15 protein-coding genes are annotated in these 14,946 nt (G+C 28.6%); 4 read left to right on the top strand and 11 right to left on the bottom strand.

Features of this window, described 5'->3' with window-relative positions:
• The first annotated feature begins 67 nt into the window (after positions 1-67).
• Positions 68-655 (top strand): DUF4352 domain-containing protein, encoded by a 588-nt coding sequence (locus METVI_RS0103170; protein WP_004591819.1) that lies wholly within the window; start codon positions 68-70, stop codon positions 653-655.
• Here the strand turns inward: METVI_RS0103170 and METVI_RS0103165 are convergent.
• Positions 633-2,480, bottom strand: coding sequence for a Coenzyme F420 hydrogenase/dehydrogenase, beta subunit C-terminal domain (locus METVI_RS0103165; protein WP_017981026.1), 1,848 nt, complete (start codon positions 2,478-2,480; stop codon positions 633-635). The two genes, METVI_RS0103170 and METVI_RS0103165, sit on opposite strands and share 23 nt — an antisense overlap.
• Before the next feature lie 439 nt (positions 2,481-2,919).
• Between METVI_RS0103165 and METVI_RS07305 the strand changes: the two genes are divergently transcribed.
• A complete protein-coding gene (locus METVI_RS07305) occupies positions 2,920-3,078 on the top strand; it encodes a hypothetical protein (protein ID WP_017981025.1) in 159 nt (52 codons plus the stop codon).
• Between the two features lie 458 nt (positions 3,079-3,536).
• Complete coding sequence (locus METVI_RS0103150) at positions 3,537-4,256, top strand: Nif3-like dinuclear metal center hexameric protein (RefSeq protein WP_004591823.1); 720 nt, start codon at positions 3,537-3,539, stop codon at positions 4,254-4,256.
• A gap of 2 nt (positions 4,257-4,258) precedes the next feature.
• Here METVI_RS0103150 and uppS read toward each other — a convergent pair whose 3' ends face one another.
• Genes uppS through METVI_RS0103125 form a run of 5 tightly spaced genes read right to left on the bottom strand, consistent with a single transcriptional unit; the run spans position 4,259 to position 9,062 of the window.
• The gene (gene uppS / locus METVI_RS0103145) at positions 4,259-5,071 is read right to left on the bottom strand and encodes a polyprenyl diphosphate synthase (protein ID WP_004591825.1); all 813 of its coding nucleotides are present in this window, start codon (positions 5,069-5,071) and stop codon (positions 4,259-4,261) included.
• A complete protein-coding gene (mtxX, locus tag METVI_RS0103140; protein ID WP_004591828.1) occupies positions 5,068-5,787 on the bottom strand; it encodes a methanogenesis marker protein Mmp4/MtxX in 720 nt (239 codons plus the stop codon). The genes uppS and mtxX overlap by 4 nt, the downstream gene beginning before the upstream one ends.
• The gene (locus tag METVI_RS0103135; RefSeq protein ID WP_004591830.1) at positions 5,784-6,761 is read right to left on the bottom strand and encodes a methanogenesis marker 12 protein; all 978 of its coding nucleotides are present in this window, start codon (positions 6,759-6,761) and stop codon (positions 5,784-5,786) included. Before METVI_RS0103135 ends, mtxX begins: the two co-directional genes overlap by 4 nt.
• Positions 6,758-7,831: a DNA double-strand break repair nuclease NurA gene (locus METVI_RS0103130; RefSeq protein WP_004591832.1), complete on the bottom strand. Its 1,074-nt coding sequence runs from the start codon at positions 7,829-7,831 to the stop codon at positions 6,758-6,760. The genes METVI_RS0103135 and METVI_RS0103130 overlap by 4 nt, the downstream gene beginning before the upstream one ends.
• 1 nt (position 7,832) lies before the next feature.
• Positions 7,833-9,062: a translation initiation factor IF-2 subunit gamma gene (locus METVI_RS0103125; RefSeq protein ID WP_004591834.1), complete on the bottom strand. Its 1,230-nt coding sequence runs from the start codon at positions 9,060-9,062 to the stop codon at positions 7,833-7,835.
• Between the two features lie 72 nt (positions 9,063-9,134).
• Between METVI_RS0103125 and METVI_RS0103120 the strand changes: the two genes are divergently transcribed.
• The gene (locus METVI_RS0103120) at positions 9,135-9,908 is read left to right on the top strand and encodes a pantoate kinase (protein ID WP_004591836.1); all 774 of its coding nucleotides are present in this window, start codon (positions 9,135-9,137) and stop codon (positions 9,906-9,908) included.
• A 3-nt stretch (positions 9,909-9,911) separates the two neighbouring features.
• On the opposite strand, the gene radA is transcribed toward METVI_RS0103120, so the two are convergent.
• The 5 genes from radA to METVI_RS0103095 all read right to left on the bottom strand — a co-directional run bounded on the left by radA (position 9,912) and on the right by METVI_RS0103095 (position 14,945).
• Positions 9,912-10,874 carry a DNA repair and recombination protein RadA gene (radA, locus tag METVI_RS0103115; protein WP_017981024.1) on the bottom strand — a complete coding sequence of 321 codons (963 nt, stop codon included), beginning with the start codon at positions 10,872-10,874 and terminating at the stop codon, positions 9,912-9,914.
• Between the two features lie 111 nt (positions 10,875-10,985).
• A complete protein-coding gene (gene mfnD, locus METVI_RS0103110; protein ID WP_004591840.1) occupies positions 10,986-11,834 on the bottom strand; it encodes a tyramine--L-glutamate ligase in 849 nt (282 codons plus the stop codon).
• 2 nt (positions 11,835-11,836) lie between these two features.
• Complete coding sequence (locus tag METVI_RS0103105; RefSeq protein ID WP_004591842.1) at positions 11,837-12,658, bottom strand: hypothetical protein; 822 nt, start codon at positions 12,656-12,658, stop codon at positions 11,837-11,839.
• A complete protein-coding gene (locus METVI_RS0103100; RefSeq protein WP_017981022.1) occupies positions 12,645-13,256 on the bottom strand; it encodes an OB-fold nucleic acid binding domain-containing protein in 612 nt (203 codons plus the stop codon). The genes METVI_RS0103105 and METVI_RS0103100 overlap by 14 nt, the downstream gene beginning before the upstream one ends.
• 57 nt (positions 13,257-13,313) lie before the next feature.
• Positions 13,314-14,945: an S-layer protein gene (locus tag METVI_RS0103095; RefSeq protein WP_004591844.1), complete on the bottom strand. Its 1,632-nt coding sequence runs from the start codon at positions 14,943-14,945 to the stop codon at positions 13,314-13,316.
• Between the last annotated feature and the right edge of the window lies 1 nt (position 14,946).

Below are 14,946 nucleotides of genomic sequence, written 5' to 3'. Positions count from 1 at the left end.
GGGCTATAAATGTTTATATTATAAAATATAAAATTTTTATAGTATTAATATTTTGGGTGAGACTATTTTGGATATAAAAACTTTAATATTTTCTATATTGATACTTATAATAGTAATGTTTTCAGGAATGCAAATTTTAGATTTTGTAAAAAAAAGTTTTTATGATGGGGAGTTTAGTATAAACAATAGTAAAGAAGTTATAGTTAAACTTAAAATTGGAGAATTTGCAAATAACTCAAAAGTAAATATCACTGTTGAAGATGTTATGATTGTTGATACATTAAAAGGAAATATGGGTTACAGAAAAATTAAAAATAATGAAACTTTTGTGATAGTTAAAATAAAAGCTAAGAATCTGCAAGATAAAAAACCATATCAAATATCTAATATGGATTTTACACTTTTAGATGAAAATGGAAAAAGTTATGATGCTGAAATGAATGTTTTGGATATCAAAAATGCTTTAGTTATTGAGGCAATACCTCCAAAAAAAAGTTATGAAGGATATATAATATATAAAGTCCCAAAGGATATTAAAGTTATAAAAATAGAATATGACTTTAAAAATTTAAATAATTTATTTGATAATTATAAAGCTATTTGGGAAGTCAATGTTTCAGATATTCCCCATCTTAAATATTTATCTCTCTCATAACTTCATCTAAAAACTTACCTTTACCAACTCTTTCCATAACAGCTGATAGTCTTTCTCTTTGTGGTTTTTTAGCATATTTCTTATAAGTTTTTAAAACATTGTCTATAATTTTTATTATTGTGTCATTATCTTTTATTATTCCTATTTTCACACCTTCTACAACTTCTCTTCCACTTTTACCTCCTATATATAGTAAGTAACCTTCTTCTAATACTTCTCTTGCATCATTTGGACACTCTTTTATACATTTTCCACAACCTATACAGACATTATAGTTTGTGTAGCTAGTTTCTCCCCTTATATCTATAGCTTCAACTTTACAAACTTCATAACATCTTCCACATCCATTACAGTTATCATTAACTTTTGGATATCTAACTCCTACAATACCAATATCATGAATGTTTGGCCTTACACATTTATTAGGACATCCACTTATAGCTATTTTAAATTTATATGGGGCAGGGTATTCTTTAAAGTTTTCTTCTATTATTTTTGCCACTTCTTCAGTCTTTATTATCCCACTGCTACAATTACCCTCTCCTGGACATGCTAGTGTTACTCTAACTAATGGACCTTCAGAACCAGTTATAATATTATGTTTATTTAATTCTTCTATAATATCTTCTACATCAAACCCTGAAACATTATGTAATTCAAAGCCCTGCCTATCAGTTACTTTTAATCTTAAATTATATTTATCTACAATATCTAAAATTACTTTAACACATTCCTTATCATAGAATCCTGCAGGTTTTGCTCTAATTCTTATAAAGTAAGTTCCATCTGCTCTTTTTCCTACTCCTCCATAATCAGATGTCCAGTAGAATGATACAAACTCATTATTTTCTTTTCTTCTCTCTATCTCTTTTTTGAATCTCTTTATCTTTTTCTCAGCTAATTTCTTTATTTTTTCAACATCAACTCCTTCTTTTAATTCTATAGCATTCTTAATTTCTTCTCCTTTTTTTGTCCTTATTATAATTGTTGAATATCCTTCTGGAGATCCTACTGAACCTACAGATACATCAGCTAATTCAGATGTAAAGTCCCTACAAACTTTACATCCACTACACATTTCTAACTCTTCTAATGGTATCTTTTCAACTCTATCAGAAAGATAAACAAATAAGTCTTTCTTAATATCAAACTTTTTAACATCTTCAATTTTAATACCCCTCTTTTCAAGAGCTTTAATTACTGATTCATAGCTAAATTTACCATGGCAGAACAGCCCTATTAAATACTCTATCTTTGGTAACTTTATAGGCTTTCCATTTCTTCCCAGCTCAAAATCATGTTTTGCTAAGTATGGGAAATACTGTAATTTTCTTAATCCATTTATTTGGCAAGGTAACCCTACAACAGCTACTTTTTCAAAACCTCTTTCAGCAGCTTCTTTTAAAGCTTCTAATGTAGATATGAAATATTTTGATTTTGATGTTTTTAATAAATCTTCTTTATCTTTAACTACTAAAGATACAGGTTTCCAATTTTCATCTCCTACAACTATAGCAGCATCTATTTTATTATTTTCAAGTAAATAAAGCAAAAACTTTGTAACAACTCCTCCATCCTGTCCTTCTATATCAGATTTTCCATAATAGTATTCCTCTTTAAATCCTTCCCTAATTTTTATTTGATATTTTCCAGAAGAAACTCTTGGACACACTTCAAAACACATTCCATTTCCTTTTCTTAAACATTCATCTTTTAGATATGGCCTATTATCAAAAGCTATTAAATTATTTGGACATACTATTGAACATGTTGAACATAATGAACAAAACCCAGTATCATATATCTTACTTAATTTCCATTCCATTCTTATCACCAAAAAATAAATGTATGCTTAAAATTATATAAACGTTCATGTTCATCCATGATTACCTATATAAACAATGATTGCCATAAATAGTTTTATAAGCGCTAAAATATATGGGTTATTCATACCAGGAAATAAGGAGTGTATTGAAGTTATAAGGCAGATTAGATGGAGTAGGGGCTATGTTTGTCCATACTACATTCGAGAGATGTTATTTTAAAGGGTAAAGAGAGAAATAAACCATACATTCAGAGATACAGATGCAACTCGTGCAGGAGACACTTCAACGATTTAACTGGAACGATATTCGCCAAAAAGCAGATGTCACTGGGAGAGATGTTCTACATCATCAAAAACCTGAAAAAATTCATCCATTAAACAGATATCTGAAAAACTGGAGAGAGATTACAGAACCGTTTACTATTTCTCGGAGGAAGTTATGGAGTTATCTGAAAAAGACAATATTTTAAAAAAAATTGCTGGAAATGTGATAGAAATAGACGAATTCTATGTTAACGCTGGAGATAAAGGAATTAAAAAAAGAAAACAGACGAAGAAGAAATTTAAAAAGGAGAGGCAAGGGAACATACAGAACTGAGAGACCTCCAATAATAACACTGTACAGCAGAATGGAGAAGAGGGTCTTTACCTCAGTAGAAGTTAGTTTAAGCAAAGTTAGTTTATGGGAAAATGGTTGATGGAGTGAATTCAGACGATTTAATCGTTAATACGGACGAATATACCATCTATGAAAATTTAAGCTCACATCCGAAGTATCTGTGCATTTAACAGTCAATCATGCGTCGAAAGAATATTCTAACGGGTTCTCTCACATTAATAACTACGAATGCTTCCATTCGATAATCAAACCCTATTTAAGAAAACACAGAGGAATTTCCAGGAAAAATCTCCACATATACGTAAGCTTCTACACATTCATTTATAACTACAAATCAAACTGGTTTATCAAATTGCTGATAATTATGTTAGGTAATGGTAGTTGAAGATGAGCGTTATATAAATATTAAGATATTTAAAATATTTATTGGTGATTATATGAATGTTTATGAGATCATTGAAATTATAGAAAATCTTGCCCCAACAGAAATGGCTATTGAAGGGGATAATGTAGGCTTACAGGTTGGAGAAGATAGAGAGGTTAATAAATTAGGGGTGGCTTTAGATCCTTCATTAGAAGTCATAAAAAAGGCTGTAAAAGAAGGAGTTGATTTTCTCTTTACTCATCATCCTCTATTAAAAGATCCAATAAATAAATTTACTGGAGTGGTTTATAAAAAGTTAGAATTACTGATTAATAATAAAATTGTTCTTTATTCTGCACATACAAACTTAGATGTAGCCTTTCTAAATGATGCTTTATCTGAACTATTTAATTTAAAAAACATTCAACCTCTATATGATAATGGACTTGGAAGAGTAGGGATTTTTGAAGGAACATTTAAAGAGTTATTAGACATTGTTAAGGAGAATTTATGTAAAAATCCTATAGTTGTAAATCCTAAAGATATAGAAAACTTTAAACTAGCAGTACTATCTGGCTATGGACTATCTCAAAAAAGTATAATACATGCTGCTAAAAATTCAGATGTTTATATTTCAGGAGATCTAACTCACCATGCAAGAATCTTAGCTGAAGATATGAATTTCAGTGTTATTGATGCTACACATTATGGAACTGAAGTTTATGGGCTGAAGAAGTTTAAAAACATATTGGAAGAAAAATTGGATGTTGAGATTATTAGCTTAGATTTCTAATTTTATTTTCCAAACCTTCTTTCTCTTTTCTGATATTCTCTTATAGCTCTTAAAAAATCAACTTTTCTAAATAATGGCCAATATATATCACAAAAATATAATTCAGAATATGAGCTCTGCCAAATTAAAAAATTGCTTATCCTCTCCTCCCCAGAAGTTCTTATTATCAAATCAGGATTTGGAAATGGTAAATTAGCAGTGTATAGGTGTTTATCTATTAAATCTTTGTCAATATCTTCAGGGTTTATTTCTCCATTTTTAACTTTATATGCTATTTTTTTTACAGCATCTATTATTTCCTGTTGACCTCCATAGGCTATAGCAACAACCACATAAAAATTATTATAATTTTTTGTTTTACTTTCAGCATAATCTATAGCTTTTCTAACATTTTCAGGTAATAAATGTCTTCTACCTATAGCTAATATTCTAACTTTATTTTTATGTATTTCTTCATCATCAGCAATCTCATAAAACTTATTTTCAAATAATTCCATCAATTTTTCAATTTCTTCTTTAGGTCTTTTAAAATTTTCTAATGAAAAGGCATATAAAGTAACAATCTTTATTCCTAAATCTTTTGCCCATTTCAATACTTCCTTAACTTTTTTAGCTCCTAAATAATGCCCATAATATCTTTCTTTCCCAAATATTTCAGCAGTTCTTCTGTTTCCATCCATTATTATGCCAACATGTCTGGGCAAATTATTCTTATCAATTTGCATTTCTAATATTTTTTCATAGATTTTCAAAATTCCATAATTTTCTAAGGCATTAAGTGTTTTTAAAAATATTTTCTTTAAAAATTTTTTCAAATGAATTCACCTAATAAAAATTTTACAGCATTATAATATCTCTTCCAATTAGCTTCTCTTGAAGTGTCTATAAATTTTATTTCTTTATTTGATAAAAGAATAGCACCATAACCCTCTAATCCTGCAACTAATGCTAAACTTCTAAATATTAAATTTCCTGTTATCCCATCTATAGCTACAATAATATTACAGTCTTCTTTTAAATATCTCTCTATTAATATTCCATAATGTAAAATGTTATATTCCTTTAAATTCTTTTTTATTTCTTCAGCCTCTTCTATTGTCTCATCTACAATAATATTTCTTCCTCTATCTTCCAATCTTCCTCCAGAAAGCAATCCAATTTTTGGTTCTATTTCATATTTTTTTAATAAGTTTGATGCATATTTTATGATTCTTATTTTATCATCAATTCTTTCTTTTTTATCAATACTTATATCATCTATTCCTACAGGAGATAGTAAAAAAAGTTTGTTGTTAAATGGATTTTTTAAAATGGAAGCTCTGTAAAATTTTCCTATCTTTTCTCTTAAATATGGAATAACCTCAGATGATGGTAAAGAACCTCTAATAGCTCCAGATAATTCTTTATTTAACAACTTATCAATAAGAGTTTTATAATCTTCAATTAACACAACCTCTATGTTTTCTTCTTTAAGTTTATTATATGCTTTAATCACCTCTTCTTTATTTTTTCCTAATCCAATACCTATCATATCTCCACCTTTATACCTAATATTTCATCAACACCTTTTAGAACATCTTCACCAATTAAAGCTCCACCAATAGCACCACTTTCTCCATACAATACATGGATTTTGGCTTTAACAAACTTTTTTATTTCTTTTGGTATGTCTATAGGTTTTCTCAGTGTTCCTACAGATCCAGCTAATACTACTCTCTTTTTATCTGTTAATGAAAGTAAACTATTTATTTCTAAAGAAACACTTAATATTAAGCTGTCTATAGCTAATTTACAGTTTTTATTTGTATAGTAGTTTTTAATTATCTCATCTTTGGTTTCTTCTGGACCTTTATATATTTTTGCTATTTTAACTGCTCCAGCCTTGGAAAAGGCTTCATTTGCTGAAATTTCATTATTATCAATTTTTCTTATCATTTCAAGATCTATTGGGCCGTGTAAAATACCAATTGCCCCAATACATGCATCAAATCCTCCAAAAAACTTCCCATTTTTTATTAGTAATGTTACAGTGTTTGAAGATATATCAGATAGAACAAAATTATTAAATTTAAAGAGTTTATAAGCATAATATGCTATGGATATTTTTTCTGGAGAAGCTATGTGGGAAAATAATGCCCTAAATCTTTCATCTAAACATTCTATATCCCTATGTAAACCTGGCAAGACAATAGCAGGGAGGGAACTTTCTTTTATCTCATCAAAAACTTTTGTACCTCCACCTATCTTTTCTCCAGCCCCTTCTAAACTTTTAACTCCCCTATTTTTAACTTTATCTATAGGAAGAATTTTATTAATTCCATCACCCATAGAATATGTTAGAGTTATCATATCTATTTTATCTAAATCAACATATCTCTTTAATTCTTCTAAATAAGATCTCTCTTTTACTTCACTTCTCTTTAATTTAAAAATTATCTTTTTACTACCTTCTTTAATACATGTTGTTATTCCTGAAGTTCCATGATCAATACCTACTGTTATCATAATCTCTCTACCATATATCTTGCTATGGGCTCCTCTATGTTTAAAAACTTTGCAAAATATCTCATATCCTTATTTGTTATTTTAACCATATTATGAGCTTTCTTTAAAACGTATGGATAGCCATCAATAGATATTGCCTTCAATGATGATAAGACTTTTAAATCTATCTTATCAAAACTTGTTATACCAAGTACAGCTTTATTTCTTTCTAATCTAACAAACTGAATATATGCATTATTTAACTTAGCTCCAAATTTTCTAATAAAGCAAATACTTTTCATAACCCCACTAAGTTGTTTATAACCTTCACCATAACTCTCTGCTAATGTTTCAAAGAAATTTATAGGTTTAGAATATCCTTCATCATTAGTGTATTTAGTGAAAATAGCAATATCTGGGATATTTGCATTGAAATATATATTTATTCTTGATGTTTTTGAAATTCCAATTATTTTATTTTTAAATTCATTTATTATCTTATTTAACACTAATATGTATTCTAAAGCTTCCAATAATACTTTCTTTTCTCTATCTAAATTATAAATTTTACTATTAATAACTATTTCATCATTTTCTAAACTTTTATGTATTTCATTATCTAACTCTTCTTTATATTTATCATAAAATTTTTCAAAATCATCTTTTCCAAACTTTTCTATAGCTGTTTTTGCTGATATTAATAAAGAAAATAAGGAACCATCAAACAGATAGTAGTCAATATTATAATTTTTTAACAGATAATAAGCTAACTTTAGCTCTAAGATTAACATATATAATCTTAATCTTTCAGTTATATCTAATGGATGCTCTATATAAAAATCATAACTTTCTTTAACTCTCTTTATTTTACCCCCTACCTTATGTAACAATCCTACAGCACCAACAGCATAAAAGGAAAAAGACAAATAATCTAAATGATTGTATGACCCATCCCCAGCAGAGAATGTTAAATTTTTTGGATTATCAAATTCATAAGGGTTCCAAAACTCATGAATATTATAAGAATTATTAGCTATTTCTTTAATTCTTTTCTTAATTGCTTCTTTATTTTTAATTAAATACTCTATCATCTCATCCCTCTATAGTTCCATATCCTATTAATCTCCATCTTGATCCAAACCTTCTACTTATAGCAACTCTATCTCCAATGTCTGCACATATTGGAAGTTTTAATCTAATATCTGCTATTTCCCCTCTTGCTGAAGTTATAACTCCAGCTGTTGTTGCAGTTCCTACATTTAACATTAAAACTTCTCCTGTTCTTAATGGTTCTATTTTCAACTCTTCCTTAGCTCCAACAACTCTATCTAGTAGATTGACTTTTATAGTTATTTTATCCCTTATTGGAGGTAGTGTTCCTGGTAAACCTACAACACTTCCAGATAAAGCATCTGATTTTGTTAGATATGGATCTAGTTTAGTCCCAACCCCTATTAATCCTCCTGGCCTAGCTTTTTTTAACATTGTATTTCCTGATGCAAGAGACACTATTTTAGTAGTTAAAGGCTTCCAAAAGGTTTTATTCTCTTCAGTAACTTTTATTCCTGGTCGTATTTCTATCTCATCACCAACTTTAAAAACTCCCTGTATTATAGCTCCTCCCAAAACCCCTCCTTTTAAATCTTTAACATCTGTTCCAGGTTTATTAATATCAAAACTTCTAGCAACATACATCCTTGGTTCAGCCTTCTCATCTCTTTTTGGTGTTGGGATGAAATCTTCAATAGCTTTTAATAATACATCAATATTTGCTTCATGATGAGCAGATATAGGAATTATTGGAGCTTTTTCAGCAATTGTCCCTTTAACAAACTCTTTTATTTGTTCATAGTTCTCCATAGCTTGTTCATCATCAACAAGATCTATTTTATTTTGAACAATAATAATTTTATCTATCCCTAATATTTCTAATGCCATTAAATGTTCTTTTGTTTGTGGTTGAGGGCAAGGTTCATTTGCAGCTATAACTAATATAGCCCCATCCATTAAAGCTGCTCCAGATAACATTGTTGCCATTAATGTTTCATGACCTGGTGCATCAACAAATGAGACCCTTCTTAATAATTCAGTTTCTCCTAAGCAGTTTGGACATCTCTTTTTAGTAGTATAGGTTCCACAATTTTTGCATCTTCTAATTTCACAATCAGCATATCCTAATCTTATTGATATCCCTCTCCTTAACTCTTCACTATGTTTGTCTGTCCAAACTCCTGTTAGTGCTTTTGTTAAACTAGTTTTTCCATGGTCAACATGTCCAACCATACCTATATTTACTTCTGGCTGTTTGCTTTTTCTTGCCATATTATCACTCATAAAAAGTTTTTAATTATTTAATAATTTTTTAATACTTATAATTTTTTAGTGTGATCACCTATGGTTCCAGCACATATAACAGGGTTTTTCACTATTTATAAAGATAGAGATCCAATGAAAACAGGTTCAAAAGGAGCAGGAATTACATTAGATAGAGGGGTTAAGTTAGAGATTGAAGAAGGAAAAGGTGTTTATTATAACAATGAGAGAGTTAATATAGATCCAATTAACTATATATTAAAAAATTATAAAATCAATTATAAAATTAACTTTATTTCTGATTTTCCATTAGGTTCAGGTTTGGGCATGTCTGGGGCATGTTCATTATCTCTATCCAAATTAATATTTAAAGATTTTAATGCTGTAAAATTAGCCCATAAAGCAGAAGTTTTATCAGGAACAGGTCTTGGAGATGTTATAGCTCAGTATGTTAGAGGGTTTGTTATTAGAAAATCTCCAGGCTTTCCAATAAATGTTGTTAAAGTTATTGATAAAGATTACTATGTAATTGTTGAAATCTTAGGTAAGAAAGAAACAAAAGATGTGATAAATAATAGAGAATTTATTAATAAAATAAATTACTTTGGAGAAAGATGTTTAAAATTATTATTGGAAAATCCAAATATTAAAAATTTTGTTAAACTTTCCTATGACTTTGCCTTAAATATAGGTTTAATGGATGATGAAATAAAAGAACTTTGTGAAGATTTAAAATTTACTGTTGGAGCTTCACAATCTATGATAGGCAAAACTTTATTCTGTATAGCTAAAAAGGAACATTTAAAGGATGCTATATCTATATTAAAAAATCCTATTGTTTGTCATATAAAATAAATTTTAATCATGTATTCCCTTTTCAGTAATTCTAAATGTTGCTTCTGCATCAGGTAAATGTGGTGAATCATAAAGCTTAGCTATTCTCTTATCACCCTTACTCTTCCTTAAAAATATTCTAAATGTTGAAGCATGTCCTACAATATGTCCTCCAATAGCTTGCTCAGATGCTCCAAAGAAAGCATCAGGCCTAGCAGCAACCTGGTTTGTTACAAGTACAACACAGTTATATATATCAGCTAATCTATTTAATGTAGCCATATGTCTTCCAAGTTTCTGCTGTCTTTCAGCCAATTTACCTCTACCTATATATTCTGTTCTAAATGCAGATGTTAATGAGTCTATAACTATTAATTTTATATTATGCCCTTCTTTTATTAAGTTTTCAACATTTTCAGCAAAGAGCATTTGCATATCTGAGTTATAAGCTCTTGCATAAAATATACTATCTAAAACTTTTTGTCCATCTAAGCCAAGAGCTTCAGCCATTTGTATTATTCTCTCTGGTCTAAATGTTCCCTCAGTATCTATATACACTGCCTTAGGATCTTTAAATTCCTCTTTTATAATCTCTTTATCAGCTATAATCTTATCTGGGCATTGTAAATTTACACAGGCTTGATGAGCTATCTGAGTTTTTCCAGATCCAAACATTCCTGCAAATTCTGTAACTGATTGGCTCTCTAATCCTCCTCCTAAGATTTCATCTAAATTTTTACTTCCAGTAGATAATTTCCATATGTAACCTCTTTGCTTTAAAATTTCAGTACCTGTTTTAAATCCAAGATCACAGAATTTTTTAGCAGCTTCAATGATTTTAGCAGCAGCTTTTTCAGATATTCCTTCTATTTCACTTAATTCTTCTACAGTAGCTATAGCTATTTTCATAAAGTCAGTATATCCTGCTTCTTTTAGCTTTTCAGCCATTGAAGGACCTACACCAGGAAGTTTTGTTAAATCATCCATAAGCATCACCATTAATAAATATAAAATTATAAATCTAATTGGTTGCAAATATATTATAGACTTCAAGTGTATAAGTAACTTACTCATAAAAAATTTTTATTTATTTAAATGTTATAATCTAAAAGATCCTCCAGAAACATTAAAATTGAGGTCTTCTCCATTAGCATTTTTTATTAAAAGTTCAGCTAATGTAGGATATGTATTTAATTTACATATACATGTTGTAATTCTTGGATTTATTTCTATAATATAAATGAGATTTTTATTTACCACTACATCAACACCAACATATCCATTTAAACCTTTTATAGCCTTAACAGCTTTTACAACTTCATTAAAAATTTCAGATTTTAGATTATGATCAATATTTACATCAGCACCAACAAACTTTTTATCAATATATTGTCTATTTAATGATAGAGGGTATATTTTTTTTCCTACTATTAATGAAACTGATAAACTTTCTCCTTCAATATACTCTTGGATAATATAATTTTCATTAATTAACTGATGATACCCTCCACAACCATCTATCTTTTTAATAATATACTTTCCTTTAATTGTTTTTGGGGTTCTAACAATATCTTTTATAGCCAAGTATGTTTTATATTTATCTCCAGCCACTTTCACAGCTTCTGAAGAAGATCCAAGATTTTTTATCCCATATCTTTCTATAAACTCTGTCAATTTATATAAAATTCCATCTTCTTCTGGAGCTATAACTAAAAAATAGTCTATTTTATAATTTTTAATAACTTCTCTAATTTTTTCCATTAGATTATTATCATTAGTTTCTATAACCTTCAAACCTTCATTTTTATAGTCATTATAATCTTTATTTATAAAGCTAATAACATTATCTATTTTTAAAAATTGATAAAGTAGTGTGTTGAACATAAGCTTTCCTTCTTTAATTATCTCATCTTCTAATCCTGTAGCTAGAGCATATTCAAAGAACATTATCAACCTTTCACCATCTTTAATATTTCTTCAGCAGCTTCAGTAGGTTCTTTAAATCCTTTATAAACTTCTAAAGTTATTTTACTAATAAACTCTTTTCTATGATATTTGAAACTCTGAATAGCTAAAGGACAGTAGTTTAGGTATTTCTCATCTCTTTTAATCTTTATTGGAAATAATTCAAAAAAGTTTATTATTTTATTTTTTAAATCAGTATTTGAACATGTAGTAAAAACATAATTATCAAAATCTTTTTTTATAAACTCTTTTAAAAATCCACAGGGGTAGTTTTTAATTACTCTTTTAATATCTATTTCAATATTTATGAACTTTATATCTTTAACAAACTTTTTTATCTTCTCTTCATATTTTTTTGGAAGTAAGGCAGAATGATGATAAGAAATAGGTTTAACTTTGAATATTTTTGATAGTATTTCATATGCATAAATATCATATTGACACTGAATGAGTTGATAAACTTCTCTTTTTGATTTAACACTATATAAAAAATAGTTGCAAATATCATTTAATACATCATTATTAAACTCTTTAATAACCTTAACTCTCTCTAAGAATATTATTTTATCTGTAAAATCTTCAACCCTTATTACTTTAAAACCTATTTCTTCCTTTAATTTTCCAACTACCCATCCTCCTGGGCCTATAATAATAGATTTGTCTGATCTATTTTTTGTATAAATTGTTAAAATATCATCATGAATATCAACATCTACTATATCAAAATCTGTATTTTTTAAATTTAATTCTTTTCTAATGGTTTTTACTTTATTTTTTATAAATGATATAAGTTCATCTTTTTTCATGCTCTTCGCACCATTTACATTTTTTATATCCCAACTTCTTAGCATCCTCTTCAGAAAAGAAATAGATAATATTCTCCTCATTTAATCTTCTTCCATATGGACAATCTTTTAAAGTGTGATAAACTTTTCCATATCTTGATGCATATATGTTTGTAGGAGTTTCAGAAAAATAGATATCCTTTTCAAAATTTCTCTTTTCAATTAATTTAAAGTCTTCTATACCATTTAGAATAATTTGATACCTCCCTTTATAAACTGAAACCTTTCCTTTAACTTCTACAACATCTCCCTCTTTTATCCTAGGATAAAAACTTAATATGTAATTTAATAACTCTTTTCTAGTTTTTCCAAAAGCTACAATATCTATTGTAGAATCATTAACAACTGTTATCCTATAAATATCAATTATATGGTTAAATTTATCTTTTTTAACTTTCATATCTTGAATATATCCTCTTATAATTACATAATCTCCTTCTTTTGTTTTTGATATGGGCTTTTCTTCAGCCTTTACAGGATTTAAAAGTAGCCATAAAGTGCAAAATATAACACAGCATGCTAATGCTAAAATAGTTATATTCTTTTCATTCAACTTCATTTTATCACTTTATTTAAATTTATTAATATTTAGTTTAAATAAAAAATAAAAAAGGATTTAGAGTTTCTTCAACAACTCCTCAGCAGCTTCTCTTGTCTTCTCTCTATCTCCTCCAGCAACTACAACAACATCATGTCCATTAGCAGCTCCTTTTATAACAGCTATTGTTGCAGGGCTTGTATTATCTAAGTTGATCTTACCTTCATCTACTAACTCTTTTGTTAATTTGTTTGCTACTGGTCCACCAACTAAGACAAGGTTTCTGTCAGCATTATCTAATGAAACCTCTGTATCTAATTTTGCGATTGGTGCTGTTACTGGAACTACTTGCTGAGCTTCAGCTTTTATACCTTTTAATTTTATATCTGCATTCAATACTTTTGTTTTTTCTCCTATATTTAATGTTGTATCTTTTGATTCATCCATTTCATAATAGACATATAATTTATTTTTCTTATCTTTATCATCTAACTTAAATTCTACATAGTTATTTGGAAATGCTATAGAATCTCCTGAGTCTAAGTCGTCTAATTTGTCTCCTTCATATCTTAACGCTATACCAACAACATTTCCACTACTTGGTGGTAGTTGATCAGTTAATTCCATAGTTCCTGAATTATTTACAACGGCATACAACTTCCAATCTTTAACATACTCTTTTCCAAGATCTAATTCTTTAACATTATTTGTAATTAATACTTCAGCAAACCCATAATTACCTGGAATGTCTTGCCATGCTTTATTTACAACAACACCTATGTCATTATATATTATTTTTAATGGTGTGGTATCAAACTTTTCAGCTACTACTTTACCGTCTTTTAATATTTGGACGTCTGCTTTATAGTTAGTATTGTCTGTTAAAATTGCTTTTACCTTAACTTCATATCCATTGCCTAAATCGTATGTTTCTCCTTCTTTCAATACACCATCATATACTGGCTTACCAATATAAATTGCATCATTATCATTATCTATTTTTACAACTGCATATTCTTCTCCTAAGAATGGAATTCTGTATCCTACTTTTAAAGTGGTTGTATCCTTGAAAGTTGATAAATCATCTTTATATACTATAGATGCATAAACTGCATCTTTTTTATCAACTGTTAAACTACCACTATTGTTTTCCAATTTTACAAATACAACTTCTGCAGCATCATCATCGCTATTGTACCAATCTGATGGATCAACATCATCTATTTTCATTAGAGTTGCAACATCTCCAAGTGATTTGACATTCTTTACTTGGGTATCGTCAAATACATTGCTATTAGTATCATTTATATTTGCAGTTGTTGTTGCAAAATTATCAGAATAGTCACTATCTGCTGCAGCTACAAATATTGTAGCATTACCATTTGGAATACCATTTGTATATATATCTACATCATCAGAGTCAGCTTTTGCACTTACTTCAATTTCAGCACTTCCATCTTCAACATTCGCTTCCTTGTAGCATAATGATCCTATCTTAGCAGCTATATCTGCTGCTGAGACAACATCCATTGTTGATGGGGCATTAGCTCCAACAACTACATAACAGTTTGGCTGTCCATCTTTAACAAATAAATCTTTTGTTAAATCTCCTATAATAGTAACTTGTGCAGCTACACCAGAAGCAACTGCTGTTCCTAACATAGCACCTGCAACTGCTATAGCTCCAATTTTCTTTAAACTTATAGCCATA

This window comes from Methanocaldococcus villosus KIN24-T80, from assembly GCF_000371805.1.
Taxonomy (GTDB): domain Archaea; phylum AGJL01; class Methanococci; order Methanococcales; family Methanocaldococcaceae; genus Methanocaldococcus; species Methanocaldococcus villosus.
The sequence above is the reverse complement of the archived record's forward strand: the minus strand, read 5'-3'. Positions and strand labels throughout refer to the sequence as shown.

Excerpts from the sequence above, each read along its gene's own strand:
- METVI_RS0103165 (WP_017981026.1), bottom strand. The coding sequence starts at position 2,480 with ATGGAATGGAAATTAAGTAAGATATATGATACTGGGTTTTGTTCATTA.
- METVI_RS07305 (WP_017981025.1), top strand. The coding sequence starts at position 2,920 with ATGGAGTTATCTGAAAAAGACAATATTTTAAAAAAAATTGCTGGAAAT.
- METVI_RS0103150 (WP_004591823.1), top strand. The coding sequence starts at position 3,537 with ATGAATGTTTATGAGATCATTGAAATTATAGAAAATCTTGCCCCAACA.
- mtxX (WP_004591828.1), bottom strand. The coding sequence starts at position 5,787 with ATGATAGGTATTGGATTAGGAAAAAATAAAGAAGAGGTGATTAAAGCA.
- METVI_RS0103135 (WP_004591830.1), bottom strand. The coding sequence starts at position 6,761 with ATGATAACAGTAGGTATTGATCATGGAACTTCAGGAATAACAACATGT.
- METVI_RS0103130 (WP_004591832.1), bottom strand. The coding sequence starts at position 7,831 with ATGATAGAGTATTTAATTAAAAATAAAGAAGCAATTAAGAAAAGAATT.
- METVI_RS0103125 (WP_004591834.1), bottom strand. The coding sequence starts at position 9,062 with ATGGCAAGAAAAAGCAAACAGCCAGAAGTAAATATAGGTATGGTTGGA.
- METVI_RS0103120 (WP_004591836.1), top strand. The coding sequence starts at position 9,135 with ATGGTTCCAGCACATATAACAGGGTTTTTCACTATTTATAAAGATAGA.
- radA (WP_017981024.1), bottom strand. The coding sequence starts at position 10,874 with ATGGATGATTTAACAAAACTTCCTGGTGTAGGTCCTTCAATGGCTGAA.
- mfnD (WP_004591840.1), bottom strand. The coding sequence starts at position 11,834 with ATGTTCTTTGAATATGCTCTAGCTACAGGATTAGAAGATGAGATAATT.
- METVI_RS0103105 (WP_004591842.1), bottom strand. The coding sequence starts at position 12,658 with ATGAAAAAAGATGAACTTATATCATTTATAAAAAATAAAGTAAAAACC.
- METVI_RS0103100 (WP_017981022.1), bottom strand. The coding sequence starts at position 13,256 with ATGAAGTTGAATGAAAAGAATATAACTATTTTAGCATTAGCATGCTGT.
- METVI_RS0103095 (WP_004591844.1), bottom strand. The coding sequence starts at position 14,945 with ATGGCTATAAGTTTAAAGAAAATTGGAGCTATAGCAGTTGCAGGTGCT.